The sequence below is a fragment of the Aeromicrobium sp. A1-2 genome, assembly GCF_003443875.1.
Lineage (GTDB): Bacteria > Actinomycetota > Actinomycetes > Propionibacteriales > Nocardioidaceae > Aeromicrobium.
This window is the reverse complement of record NZ_CP027482.1, coordinates 724,659-737,346: the sequence shown is the minus strand read 5'-3', so window position 1 is coordinate 737,346 and position 12,688 is coordinate 724,659. Positions and strand designations below refer to the sequence as shown.

Below are 12,688 nucleotides of genomic sequence, written 5' to 3'. Positions count from 1 at the left end.
GAGCCGGGCCCGCTCACGTCCTCACCGATAGGTCGCGAGGCCCGGGAGCACGTGCGCGTGATCGTTGAAGGTCAGCAGTCGGGGCCCGGTCCGGCCGACGATCACCGTGGTGACGCTGGCGTTGACGACCACGTCGTTGAGGGTCGTGAAGAGGGCGTCGCTCGCGGTCAGCAGGTGCGAGACGACCAGGGCAATGGGTCCGGCCGACGAGAAGACCGCAACCTTCCCACCCGGCCCCGCCGCCGCGACCACGTCGGCGAACCCCGTCCGGATGCGCGTGCAGAAGTCGGCATAGCTCTCGGGAAAGTCTCCTTCGCCGCTCATCCACTGGGCCAGCGCCAGGTTGAGCGAGGCCTGGAAGACCTTCTGGTCTCCCCCACTGTCCTGCGCGTGCTGGGCGGTCATCCCGACGTGCTCGAACTCGTTCCACTGCGGATCGACCCGGTGCGGCGCGCCGGCATCACCGGCCGCGACGACCCCGGTCGCGGTCTCCCGCTGGCGACGCATCGATCCCGACACCCGTCGCGTCGGCACGATGCCCGCCGACGCCCAGCTGGATCCGAGCCGTGCCGCTTGCTCGTGCCCCCGCTGGGAGAGCTTGTCGTAGTCGTCGGACCCGAATGATGCCTGGCCGTGCCTCACCAGATAGATAGTTCCCACACATCTGATCCTACTGTAAAGTTGACGTTGGATTCATGTTTGCGGATGCCCCCGCCCCACCGAGATTGGACGACCCAGATGCCCGCTGCCGACGCCAGCACTCCGCGCCCCGACGACGTCATGGACGTGGCGACCAACGGCATCACCCTGAGCGTCCGGGTGGCCGGATCGGGCCCCGCGGTGGTGCTTGCGCACGGCTTCCCCGAGATCGGCTACTCGTGGCGCCATCAGGTCCCCGCGCTGGTCGAGGCCGGCTATCGCGTCATCGTCCCGGACATGCGCGGCTACGGCGGGAGCGACCAGCCGACCGACGTCGAGTCGTACAGCGCGCAGAACGTGGGCAACGACCTGATCGGCCTGCTCGATGCACTCGGCGAGCAGCAGGCGGTGTTCGTGGGCCACGACTGGGGCGCCGGCATGGTGTGGCCGTTGGGCCTGTCCCACCCCGATCGGGTCCGTGCCGTCGCAGGGCTGAGCGTGCCGTTCGGTCCGCCCGCACCCGTTGCGCCGACCCAGATCATGCGCAAGCGGCTCGGCGAGAGCTTCTACATGATCCAGTTCCAGCAGCAGGGTCCACCTGAGGAGAACCTGGCCCGCGACGTGCGTGCGACCATGACCGCGATGATGGCGTCGATCTCGACCGCCGTCGGCGGCACCTTCGAGCCCGCAGAGCTGCCCGGATGGCTCACACCCGACGAGCTAGACGTCTACGTGCGAGCCTTTGAGCAGACCGGATTCGCCGGTGGACTCAACTACTACCGCAACATCGATCGCAACTGGGAGCAGTCGATCACGATGTCGAAGCGTACGTCCGAGGTTCCGGCCATGTTCCTCACCGGCTCTCTCGACCCGGTCCGGGGCTTCATGCCGTCGGATCGTCTCGGCGAGGTCTTCACCAACCTCCAGGAGCCGATCGTCGTCGAAGGCGCCGGGCACTGGGTCCAGCAGGAGCGTGCCGCCGAGGTCAACGACGCGCTCATCGCCTTCCTGGCATCACTCGACCGGGACTGAGACCCGGGCGCGCACGTCGAGGTGCGCGCCGACCCGGAAGGTCTCAGCGTCCCTGCCACACGGGAGGTCGGCGTTCGGCGAATGCCGTGGCACCTTCGCGCGCATCCTCGGACGTGCTGACGCTGACGGTGATGTCGTGCTGCTTGTCCCAGCCCTCGGCCATCCCCCAGTCGCCCGCCCCCGCGAGCACGAACTTGGTGCCCTCCAGGGCGAGCGGCGCGTTGTCGACGATCTGCGCCGCCAGGCTCATGGCCATGTCGAGCGCCTGACCCGGCTCGGCCAGGCGATTGATCAGCCCGACGTCGTACAGGCGCTGAGCGGGCAGGGGATCTCCGGTCAGAGCGATCTCCGCGGCGACGTGGTACGGAATCCGCTGCGCGAGACGCAGCAGTCCCCCGCCCGCGGCGGTCAGCGACCGCTTGACCTCAGGCAGCCCCAGCTTGGCGTCGTGCGCGGCCACGATGAGGTCGCACGCCAGCGCCAGCTCCAGTCCACCGGCGACGGCGAAGCCTTCGATCGCCGCGATCAGCGGTTTGCGCGGCGGGGACTGCGCGAACCCACCGAAGCCTCGGCCCTCGACGGTGGGCAGGTCCCCGTCGAGGAACGCCTTGAGGTCCATCCCCGCGCTGAACCCCCGGCCCTCGCCGTACAGGATCCCCAGGCGAAGCGCTGGATCGGCGTCGAGGCGGTCCATCACCGCCGCAAGCTCACGGGCCATCTCACCGTTGACCGCGTTACGCGCCTCCGGGCGGTTGAGCTTGATCAGGAGCACCCGTCCGTCCAGGGCGGTCTCCACCACAATGACTGATGACATGTCACACCTCTCGTGTCCAACGGGGGCCGGAATCACGTGACCTTAACATGAATTCATGTTCATTTCGATGACGTGACGATCCCGCCCGACCCGCCCCGACCGGCCCCGGGCGAACCGACGGGATCGATCCTTGGACCAGCGCCGGCTGGACTCGCCTACGAGCGCTTGCCGGAGGGCTGGCCGGGGTGCCGGTCGTCAAGCTTGCCGAACAGGCTTGCCAGCAGGTGCTGCATCTTGTCGACGGCCCCGTGGAACGCCTCCTCGGTCGTCGACGCGTGGTCGGTCACGACGACCGGCTCGTGGCTGGCAGGACGAACCTCGATCATGCACTTCATGTCCGCCTCTGTCGCGCGGCCTGCGCTCTCGTCGCCGAAGTGGACGTCCACCCGCGTGATGCGCATCGACTGGGGACCCAGGGCCATCTCGATCCCGTCCTCGACGAGCTTGGTGAGCTGATCGCCGGAGTCGACGTTGTTGTCGGTGTTGACCTGAATCTGCATGTGGGGCTCCTTCGCGAGATGTGTGTGCACCCACGAGTCTGTCGATCGTCCCGCCCCCGCGACAGGGCCTCAGCCCCCTCGAACGAGGGACCGAAGTCCCTAGTGCGTAGATACCCCCATGGGTATCGTGAAAATCATCACCAGACAAGCACGAAAGGGAGTCATGATGGCCGACATCGTCGTCCTCGGAGCAGGAGTGTCCGGACACACCGCAGCGCTTCACCTCAATCGGCTGCTGGGGAAGGACGACACCGTCACGGTCGTGTCGCCGAACTCGCAGTGGAACTGGATCCCGTCGAACATCTGGGTCGGCGTCGGCCGGATGTCCAAGAAGCAGGTCGTCTTTCCACTCGCGCCGGTCTACGCACGCAAGGGCATCGAGTTCCGGCAGGCCAAGGCCATCGCAATTCGACCGGACGGCGACCAGACCGATCCACGCGGCGCTGTCGACGTCGTTCACACCAGTCGCGCGACGGCAGGTCGGGAGGAGCGGATCCGCTACGACTACCTGATCAATGCGACCGGCCCTCAGTTGAAGTTCGGCGCGACCGAGGGTCTCGGACCTGACGGTCACACCGTGTCGGTGTGCACGGCCGATCACGCCATCGAGGCTGCTGCAGCGTTGCGCGAGTCGATCGAGCTGATGCAGGGCGGCACCCCACAGACGCTCGTGGTCGGCATGGGCCACGGCACCTGCACGTGCGAGGGAGCGGCGTTCGAGTACGTGTTCAACGTCGACCACGAGCTGCGTCAGGCGGGCGTACGCGACCTCGCGCGGCTGGTCTACCTGACGAACGAGGCCGCACTTGGCGACTTCGGCGTCGACGGGATGACGTTCGAGGAGAACGGGTTCCAGACCTCGAGCGAGCTGTGGACCGCCTCGCTGTTCCGCGAGCGCGACGTCGAGCCGATCCTCGGCGCACATGTCGAGCGGGTCGAAGCCGGAGTCGTGCACTACGAGACCCTCGACGGCGAGCACCACAGCCTGGGCTTCGACTTCGCGATGCTGCTGCCGCCCTTCGGGGGCGTACCTCTGGCCGCCTACGACCGCTCCGGTGCCGACATCACCGACACCATGTTCGCCCCCAGCGGGTTCATGAAGGTCGACGCCGACTACACGCCCAAGCCGTACGAGGACTGGCGTGCCGAGGACTGGCCGGAGACCTACCTGGCCCCGGGCCACGACAACATCTTCGCGGTCGGCATCGCCTTCGCCCCCCCGCACCAGATCTCCCGCCCGCGCAAGAGCCTGAACGGCACGGTCATCGCGCCGGCCCCGCCCCGCACCGGCATGCCGTCAGGGGTCATGGGAAAGACCGCGGCCCTGACCATCGTCGACCGGATCAAGCACGGCGCCCGCGCACCCGCGCACACCGCCTCGATGGCACACATGGGCGCCGCGTGCGTCGCCTCGGCCGGCGCCGGCATGCGGAACGGCTCGGCCGCCGCCATGACGATGATGCCCGTCGTGCCGGACTACGCACGGTTCACCACCGGTCGCGACCTGCGCGACACCCGCGGGGAGATCGGGCTCAGTGGTCACTGGGTCAAGCTCGCCCTGCACTACCTGTTCATCCACAAGGCCAAGGCCCGCTTCGGCTGGCACCTCATCCCGGAGTGATCGACATGACCCCCACCAGTTCCTCGTCCGAGCCCGCCCCCACCGACGACAACCAGCCCGTCGCCGACCTGAGCGGGGCGCCGCTGCCCACCGCAGCCACCCTGCGGCGACGCAACAGCGTCGTGTTCCAGCTGACCCGGTTCATCGCCTTCAACCTGCGCATCCTCCGGATGGCCTCCAAGGGGCACCGCTAGTCGTCCGAGCACCACCGGGCGTCCTCCTCGCCAGGCACCACGAAAGGAACCCCATGACACCCACGACCCACACGGCCGGGCACGGGAAGGACGTCCTCGACGACCTCTCCCCTCTGCACCGGGCTCTTCGCCGGGCGATCCCCGACGTCTACCAGGGCTTTGGCGAGCTGCACAAGGCGTCGTTTGCTCCCGGTGCCCTCGACGTCAAGACCAAGGAGCTGATCGCCGTCGCGATCGGCGTCGTCGAGAGCTGCGACGGCTGCATTGCCTCACACACTCAGGCCGCGGTCCGCGCCGGCGCCACCCGGCAGGAGGCGGCCGAGGCCATCGGCGTCACGTTCCTGATGAACGGCGGTCCCGCGACGATCTACGGTCCGCGCGCCTACGACGCGTTCTGCGAGTTCGCCGACGCCGCCGCGCCCACCCAGGAAGAGAGCACCCATGCCTGAATCACTGAACCTCGACCGTGCCGTCCTTGCCTTCGCTGGCATCATGATCCTGATCGGTGTGCTGCTCACGGCGCTCGTCTCGACCTGGTGGTTGCTCCTGCTCGGCTTCGTGGGACTCAACGTCCTGCAATCCAGCGTGACGGGGGTCTGCCCGGCCGCGATGGTCTTCGCCAAGCTCGGCGTCGCTCCTGGCTGCGCATTCTCCCCCCGAGGATCGACCGAGACGAACGCCTCAACCTGATGAGCAGGCCATGAAGGACGACTCCGAACGTCCCGGTGACTCACCGCTGCTGCGCCGCATCCGCGCATCGGTGGTCGGCGACGATCACGTGATGATCGGTCCGTTCGGACCCAGGCGAGTCACCTATGCCGACTACACCGCTTCGGGGCGGGCGCTGGGGTTCATCGAGGACTTCATCCGTCAGCAGGTGCTTCCCAGCTATGCCAACACGCACACCGAGTCCAGCGGCACCGGGTTGCAGACCACCCGGTTGCGGTCGGACGCACGCCAGATCATCCATGATGCCGTCGGCGCAGACGACAGCACCGTGGTGATCTTCGCCGGCTCAGGATGCACCGGAGCGATCGACAAGCTGATCGGCATTCTCGGCCTGCGCATCCCCTCGGTGCTCGAGGACCGCTACCACCTCAGCGACGCCATTCCGGCCGCTGAGCGACCGGTCGTCTTCCTCGGCCCCTTCGAGCACCACTCCAACGAGCTGCCATGGCGCGAGTCGATCGCCGACGTCGTCTCGATCCCGGCAGATGGCGACGGGCACATCGATCTGGCCCAGCTCGAGGCGGAGCTCATCGCGCACGCCGACCGCCCCCTGAAGATCGGCAGCTTCTCGGCCGCGAGCAACGTCACGGGAATCATCAGCGACACGGCCGCGATCTCGTCGCTGCTCCATCGTCACGGCGCCTTGTCCTTCTGGGACTTCGCCGCCGCGGCACCGTACGTCGAGATCGAGATGAACGGTCCCGACGCGGACGATCTCGACTGCTACAAGGACGCGATCTTCCTCAGCCCGCACAAGTTCATCGGCGGGCCGAGCACCCCAGGGGTACTGGTGGTGCGACGTGACCTGCTGACCAACCGGGTTCCGGATGTCCCCGGCGGCGGAACCGTCACCTACGTCAATCCGGACGAGCACCGCTACCTGACGGACGCGGCCCAGCGCGAGGAAGGTGGTACGCCCGCGATCGTCGAGTCGATCCGGGCCGGCCTGGTCTTCCAGCTCAAGCAGGCCGTCGGCATCGAGGTGATCCGCGAGACCGAGGAGCGTTTCCTGCGGCGCGCTCTGGACCGTTGGGCGGACGAGCCCACCATCGAGATCCTCGGAAACCTCGACGCGGAGCGACTTTCGATCGTCTCGTTCGTGATCCGCGCACCGAGTGGGAAGTTCCTGCACCACAACTTCGTAGTTGCCCTACTCAACGACCTGTTCGGCATCCAGTCCCGGGGCGGGTGCTCGTGCGCCGGCCCGTACGGCCACCGGCTGCTCGGCATCGAGCTCGAGCGGTCCCGCGAGTTCGAGCGGGAGATCACCAGGGGGTGCGAGGGGATCAAGCCCGGCTGGGTCCGGATCAACTTCAACTACTTCATCTCCGAGGCGGTCTTCGACTACATCAGCGAGGCCGTCGCGCTGGTCGCTCGCGACGGGTGGCGCATGCTCGGCGAGTACCTGTTCGATCCGGCGACCGGCATCTGGCTCCATCGCCGCGGGCTCGTGGAGCCGCCGCTGCGGCTCGACCAGATCAGCTACGGACCCGAGGGGCAGATGCAGCACCCGGCCCAGCCGCCGACCTCGCCCGAGTCGATGTTGGCAGAGCACCTCGCTGAAGGCGTCCGTCTGCTTGCCGAGCAGGAGCCTCCCGCCCTCGATGGGTCCGGCGACCTCGTGTCTCGCGACTTCGAGCACATCCGCTGGTTCGAGCTGCCTGACGTCTGCATCCGCCCGACCAGCCGCCGAAGCGCGGGATAGGCGGGCTCCGGCTACGTTGGCGGGATGCTCAAGCACCCCGAGATCGACCTGCACGGAACGCCCCTTCCAGAGGGTTCCTCCGGCTGGATCCGGGTCCGTGGAGCGCGCGAGCACAACCTGCAGAACGTCGATGTCGATCTCCCCCGCGACTCCTTCGTGGTCTTCACCGGCGTTTCAGGGTCCGGCAAGTCCTCGCTGGCGTTCGGTACGGTCTTTGCGGAGTCTCAGCGCCGCTACTTCGAGTCGGTGGCGCCCTACGCCCGCCGGCTCCTGTCACAGGTCGGCGCTCCCGCCATCGACACCCTCGACGGGCTTCCTCCGGCCGTAGCGCTCCAGCAGGCGCGCGGCGCCGCGAGCTCCCGGTCGACCCTGGGAACTCTGAGCTCCTTGTCGGACGTCCTCCGGCTCCTGTTCAGCCGGGCCGGGACCTATCTCGACGGAGCAGAGCACCTCCCCGCGGCGGCGTTCTCGCCCAACACCGCCGTCGGCGCCTGTCCCACGTGCCATGGGAGCGGGGTCGCGCGCAGCACCACGGAGGCGCTGCTCGTGCCTGACCCGACCCGGTCGATCGATGACGGGGCGATCGGCGTCTGGGCGAACAAGGCATGGGTGGGACTCAACGTTCGACGCATGGTCACCAAGCTCGGGATCGACATCCACGCCCCGTGGCACACGATTCCCCAGGCCGATCGCAACTGGCTGCTCTTCACCGACGAGGAGCCCCGGATGCTCCTCCAGGGCAACAAGCAGGGCGAGGCGAGCGCCTACCACGGTCACTGGTCATCGGCCCAGAAGTACCTGCTGCGCAACCTGGCCAAGACCCAGTCGCCCACACAGCGCGAGAAGCTCGAGGCCTTCATCGCCGATGGGCCCTGCCCGACGTGTCATGGCAGGAGGCTGCGACCGGCGGCCCTCGCGGTCACGTTCGCCGGGGTCGACATCGCAGCGATGGCGGCGAAGCCGCTGTCGGAGGTGTGCGCCCTGCTCGACACCGGGTTGGAGGAGCAGGCACGCGGCACTGGCCGCCACGGCGCTGCTGCCTCGTCGGCCGCCCGGTCGCTCGTCAAGGACTTCAGCGCCCGGGTCGAGGCGATCATCGGACTCGGACTCGGCTACCTGTCGATGGATCGCAGCAGCACTGCCCTCTCCCCCGGCGAGCTGCAGCGCGTGCGCCTGGCCGGTCAGCTGCGCGCGGGGCTGTTCGGCGTCCTCTATGTCCTGGACGAGCCGTCCGCGGGCCTGCACCCGGCCGACTCCGAGGCGCTGTACGCCGCGCTGCGTGAGCTGGTGGCTGCCGGCAACTCGCTGTTCGTCGTCGAGCACGACCTGTCGATCGCCCGGAACGCCGACTGGGTCGTCGACGTCGGCCCCAGCGCCGGCGTCCTCGGCGGTCACGTCGTGCACAGCGGACCCCCTGAGGGGCTGGCCGATGTCGAGGACTCGGCGACTGCCGAGTTCATGTTCAGCCGGACCGCGGCTCCGACGCTGGCCGCCCGACAGCCCACCGACTGGAACACGATCGACCACCTGTCCCTGCACAACCTGCAGGACGTCAGCATCCGCCTGCCCAGCGGCGTCATGACCGCGATCACGGGGGTCTCGGGGTCGGGCAAGTCCTCCCTGCTGGCCGCGATCGTCGAGCGACTGGAGGCCCCGGGCGAGGCGATCGGCGATCCCCAGCGCATCATCTCGATCGATCAGCGACCGATCGGTCGCTCTCCACGCTCGAACCTCGCGACCTACACGGGTCTGTTCGACGGGGTGCGACGACTCTTCGCCGCCACCCCGGATGCTCTCGAGCGCGGGTGGGCGGCGGGTCGATTCTCGTTCAACGTCGAGGCGGGCCGTTGCCCGACCTGCGAGGGCGAGGGATTCATCGCGATCGAGCTCGTCTTCCTACCGACGAGCTATTCGACCTGTCCCACGTGCCACGGCTCGCGCTACAACCCCGAGACGCTCGAGGTCCACTACCGGGGACGGGACATCGGTGAGGTGCTTGCCATGACGGTGCAGGAGGCCTCGGCGTTCTTCACCGAGGTTCCTGGGGTACACCGCTCACTGGCCACGCTGCTGGACGTCGGACTCGGCTACCTGACCCTCGGGCAGCCGGCGACCGAGCTGTCCGGCGGTGAGGCCCAGCGGATCAAGCTCGCCACAGAGCTCCAGCGTCCGCGTCGTGAGAACACCGTGTTCGTGCTGGACGAGCCGACCGGTGGGCTCCACCCGGTCAACGTCCGCGACCTCGTCCGCGTGCTGGGTCGGCTCACCGATGCCGGTGACACCGTGATCATCGTGGAGCACGACATGCAGATCATCGCCGCGGCCGACTGGGTCATCGAGCTGGGACCCGGCGGCGGCGATCTCGGGGGCACCGTCGTCGCCTCGGCCACCCCGGCAGGGCTGCTGGAGGTCGCCGACAGCATCACCGCGCCCTATCTGCGGCGATCACTCGCCCGCTGAGCATCACACCGCGTCACCGAGCGAAGCGATCCGTAGCCTCGATGACGGCATCGAGGATCCCGGGCTCCTTCAAGGAGTGGCCGGCGTCCGCGATCATCCGGAACTCCGCCTCGGGCCAGGCCCGATGCAGGTCCCAGGCCGTCGTCGCGGGGGTGCACATGTCGTAGCGGCCCTGAACGATGACACTGGGGATGTCCTTGAGCCTCGCCGCCTCCGCGATGAGCTGGCCGTCGCCGAACCACCCGTCGTTCATGAAGAAGTGGTTCTCGATCCGCGCGAAGGCCACCGCGAACGCATCCTCGGTGAACTGCGCGATCATCGCCGCGTCCTGCAGGAGAGTGACGGTCGAGGACTCCCACCGCGACCACGCCTTGGCGGCAGGGACGTGCACCGCAGGGTCAGGGTTGTTGAGCAAGCGGCTGTACGCCTCGACGAGCCGGTCCCGCTGGTCCTCGGGCACAGGCTCGACGAACCCCTCCCAGAGGTCTGGATAGACGTGGGCAGCCCCACCCTCGTAGAACCAGTCAACCTCGCTGTGGCGCAGCGTGAAGATACCGCGAAGGACCAGCTCGCTGACTCTCTCGGGGTGCTTCTCCGCATACGCCAGAGCCAGGGCCGAGCCCCACGAGCCGCCGCACACGAGCCACGTGTCGATGCCGAGGTGGGAGCGCAGCGCCTCGATGTCCGCAACGATGTGCCACGTCGTGACGGCGCTCAGATCGGCTTCCGGTGCACTGGCGTGCGGCAGGCTCCGGCCACAACCACGTTGGTCGAACAGCACGATGCGGTACTCCGCTGGATCGAAGACCCGCCGCTGGTCCGGGCTGGATCCCGCGCCGGGACCGCCATGGAGATAGACGGCAGGCTTGCCGTCGGGATTGCCGGAGACCTCGTAGTGGATCTGCTGGCCATCACCGACCTCGAGCAGGCCGGATTCGAAGGGCTCGAGCTCGGGATAGAAGTCGCGCATACCCAGGACCCCAGCGATTCCTCAGTCCGACGGGGTGGCACGGCCCGGGGTGGCCTCAGGCGCCGCCTCGACCGCTGTTGCCCGGATAGAAGGAGTGGGTGGCCGTCACGCCACCGTCGACCGCGAACTCACCACCTGTCGTGTAGCCGCTCTCATCACTGGCCAGGTACACGTAGAGCGGTGCGATGTCTTCGGGCGTTCCGACTCGCTCCAGGGGCACGCGGGTCGCGCCCCACTCCATCGCCGCATCGCCGCCGTGGGCCTGGGTCATGGGCGTGTCGATCATGCCGGGGTGCACCGAGTTCACTCGCACCCCGAACGCGCCCAGCTCGACCGCAGCAGCCTTCGTCATGCCGCGAATCGCGAACTTGGTGCCGGTGTAGGCCGTCAGCGAGGCCATTCCTGCCAGTCCCTCCACCGAGGAGCAGTTGATGATCGAACCTCGACGGCCCTGCTTCATCGCCGGTGCGACGGCCCGCATTCCCAGGAAGCAGCCACGCTGGTTGACGTTGAGGAGCAGGTCGAAGTCGTCCATCGGCATCGTGTCGACCTCGCCGAACCGCAGGATGCCGGCGTTGTTGACCAGGACGTCCACGGGCGCGCCGAGGTGCGACTCGGCCTCGGGCACGAGTCGGTCCCACGATGCAGCGTCACTCACATCGTGATGGATGAAGACTGCTGCGTCTCCCAGGTCGGCGGCGAGTGCCGATCCGGCCTCGTCGGCGACATCGGCGATGACGACCCTGGCGCCTTCGCGAACGAACGCCCGCGCGATCGCCTCGCCTTGTCCTTGGGCGCCACCGGTGATGATGGCGTGCTTGCCGTCCAGTCGGTTCATGGTCTTCCTCGATGTCTGTGTGCGGTGGGAGTGGGAGTCAGAGCGAAAGGATGGAGTCGGCCGCGAACGACGTGCCCGGATCGCGGTCGACGAAGAACCCGCCGAGCGTCCGATCGAGCTCCTCGGTCGACCAGAGGTCACCCTCGGTGTCGAAGCGCTGCTCCACGACGGGAGCCGCCATGAGCGCGACCATCCCGCCGTAGACGACGAACACCTGGCCGCTGATGCGACGTGCCGCCGGCGACGCCAGGTAGGCGACCAGCGGGGCGACATGATCGGCGCTGTACGGGTCGATGCCGCTCCCCGAGTCATCGGGCCCGAACACTGCGGCCGTCATGGCCGTACGCGCGCGGGGGCAGATGGCGTTCGCCCGGACGCCGATACGAGACAGGCCCCGCGCGGTCGACAGAGTCAGAGCGGTGATGCCGGCCTTGGCTGCCGCGTAGTTGGCCTGACCCGGTGATCCGGTGAGGAACGCTTCAGAAGCCGTGTTGATCACACTGGCGTCGACCGGCTGGCCGGTCTCCTTCGCGACACGCTTCCAGTGTGCGGCAGCGTTGCGGGAGAGCAGGAAATGACCACGCAGATGAATGCGGACGACCAGATCGAACTCGTCGTCAGACATGTTGAACAGCATCCGATCGCGCGTGACACCGGCATTGTTGACCACGATGTCCAACGAGCCGAACTTCTGCAGCGCGGTCTCGACGATCAGGCTCGCGGTCGACGCCTCGCCGATGTCGCCGGCGGCGATGGCTGCCTCGGCGCCCAGCGACGTGAGCTCGTCCAATGTCTCGTCGGCGGCTCCGGGCAGGTCGTTGAGAACGACCCGGGCCCCGGCACGCGCAACGGCGAGAGCCTCAGCGCGACCAAGCCCGGCACCCGCACCCGTGACGACGGCCACGCGGCCGTCGAGGGAGGTCTCGCTCACGCATCCTCCACAATGCGAAGCGCCGTCTTGGGGCAGGCAGCTACAGCCTGCTCGACCCGAGTGCGGTTCTCGTCGGTCACCTTCGGGTCGCTGACCTGGAGGTTGTCGTCGTCGTCGAGCATGAACATGTCAGGCGCGAGCGCCTCGCACAGCGCATTGGACTCGCATGCGTCGTAGTCGACCTCAACCCTTGCCATCACTGTCTCCATTCATGACGCTCGAAGCGACTCCACGCCGCACATACTAGAACGTGTT

14 protein-coding genes are annotated in these 12,688 nt (G+C 67.9%); 7 read left to right on the top strand and 7 right to left on the bottom strand.

Annotation, left to right across the window (positions count from 1 at the left end):
• Nucleotides 1-21: 21 nt before the first annotated feature.
• Complete coding sequence (locus C6I20_RS03640) at nucleotides 22-660, bottom strand: histidine phosphatase family protein (protein ID WP_162891093.1); 639 nt, start codon at nucleotides 658-660, stop codon at nucleotides 22-24.
• A 78-nt stretch (nucleotides 661-738) separates the two neighbouring features.
• Here C6I20_RS03640 and C6I20_RS03635 point away from each other — a divergent pair, with 78 nt between their 5' ends.
• A complete protein-coding gene (locus tag C6I20_RS03635) occupies nucleotides 739-1,671 on the top strand; it encodes an alpha/beta fold hydrolase (RefSeq protein WP_254052237.1) in 933 nt (310 codons plus the stop codon).
• Nucleotides 1,672-1,714: 43 nt separating this feature from the next.
• Here the strand turns inward: C6I20_RS03635 and C6I20_RS03630 are convergent, their stop codons facing one another.
• Both C6I20_RS03630 and C6I20_RS03625 read right to left on the bottom strand, forming a co-directional pair.
• Nucleotides 1,715-2,485, bottom strand: coding sequence for a crotonase/enoyl-CoA hydratase family protein (locus C6I20_RS03630; RefSeq protein WP_118394717.1), 771 nt, complete (start codon nucleotides 2,483-2,485; stop codon nucleotides 1,715-1,717).
• Between the two features lie 155 nt (nucleotides 2,486-2,640).
• Nucleotides 2,641-2,985, bottom strand: coding sequence for an HPF/RaiA family ribosome-associated protein (locus C6I20_RS03625; RefSeq protein ID WP_118394716.1), 345 nt, complete (start codon nucleotides 2,983-2,985; stop codon nucleotides 2,641-2,643).
• Between the two features lie 118 nt (nucleotides 2,986-3,103).
• Here C6I20_RS03625 and C6I20_RS03620 point away from each other — a divergent pair, with 118 nt between their 5' ends.
• Genes C6I20_RS03620 through C6I20_RS03595 form a run of 6 tightly spaced genes read left to right on the top strand, consistent with a single transcriptional unit; the run spans nucleotide 3,104 to nucleotide 9,694 of the window.
• Nucleotides 3,104-4,606, top strand: a complete 1,503-nt coding sequence (locus C6I20_RS03620) for an NAD(P)/FAD-dependent oxidoreductase (RefSeq protein ID WP_254052236.1) — start codon at nucleotides 3,104-3,106, stop codon at nucleotides 4,604-4,606.
• A 5-nt stretch (nucleotides 4,607-4,611) separates the two neighbouring features.
• Nucleotides 4,612-4,800 (top strand): hypothetical protein, encoded by a 189-nt coding sequence (locus C6I20_RS03615; RefSeq protein WP_118394715.1) that lies wholly within the window; start codon nucleotides 4,612-4,614, stop codon nucleotides 4,798-4,800.
• A gap of 53 nt (nucleotides 4,801-4,853) precedes the next feature.
• Nucleotides 4,854-5,249: a carboxymuconolactone decarboxylase family protein gene (locus tag C6I20_RS03610; protein ID WP_118394714.1), complete on the top strand. Its 396-nt coding sequence runs from the start codon at nucleotides 4,854-4,856 to the stop codon at nucleotides 5,247-5,249.
• On the top strand, nucleotides 5,242-5,490 hold the full coding sequence (locus tag C6I20_RS03605; protein ID WP_254052235.1) for a DUF2892 domain-containing protein: 249 nt from the start codon (nucleotides 5,242-5,244) through the stop codon (nucleotides 5,488-5,490). Before C6I20_RS03610 ends, C6I20_RS03605 begins: the two co-directional genes overlap by 8 nt.
• 10 nt (nucleotides 5,491-5,500) lie before the next feature.
• A complete protein-coding gene (locus tag C6I20_RS03600) occupies nucleotides 5,501-7,234 on the top strand; it encodes an aminotransferase class V-fold PLP-dependent enzyme (RefSeq protein ID WP_118394713.1) in 1,734 nt (577 codons plus the stop codon).
• 24 nt (nucleotides 7,235-7,258) lie between these two features.
• The gene (locus tag C6I20_RS03595) at nucleotides 7,259-9,694 is read left to right on the top strand and encodes an excinuclease ABC subunit UvrA (RefSeq protein WP_118394712.1); all 2,436 of its coding nucleotides are present in this window, start codon (nucleotides 7,259-7,261) and stop codon (nucleotides 9,692-9,694) included.
• Nucleotides 9,695-9,707: 13 nt separating this feature from the next.
• Here C6I20_RS03595 and pip read toward each other — a convergent pair whose 3' ends face one another.
• Genes pip through C6I20_RS03575 form a run of 4 tightly spaced genes read right to left on the bottom strand, consistent with a single transcriptional unit; the run spans nucleotide 9,708 to nucleotide 12,630 of the window.
• Nucleotides 9,708-10,664 (bottom strand): prolyl aminopeptidase, encoded by a 957-nt coding sequence (gene pip, locus C6I20_RS03590; protein ID WP_118394711.1) that lies wholly within the window; start codon nucleotides 10,662-10,664, stop codon nucleotides 9,708-9,710.
• A gap of 55 nt (nucleotides 10,665-10,719) precedes the next feature.
• Entirely contained in the window at nucleotides 10,720-11,502 is a 783-nt protein-coding gene (locus C6I20_RS03585; RefSeq protein WP_118394710.1) for an SDR family NAD(P)-dependent oxidoreductase, read from the bottom strand.
• 37 nt (nucleotides 11,503-11,539) lie between these two features.
• Nucleotides 11,540-12,433, bottom strand: coding sequence for a 3-oxoacyl-ACP reductase (locus C6I20_RS03580; RefSeq protein WP_118394709.1), 894 nt, complete (start codon nucleotides 12,431-12,433; stop codon nucleotides 11,540-11,542).
• A complete protein-coding gene (locus C6I20_RS03575) occupies nucleotides 12,430-12,630 on the bottom strand; it encodes a ferredoxin (RefSeq protein WP_118394708.1) in 201 nt (66 codons plus the stop codon). Before C6I20_RS03575 ends, C6I20_RS03580 begins: the two co-directional genes overlap by 4 nt.
• Nucleotides 12,631-12,688 lie beyond the last annotated feature (58 nt).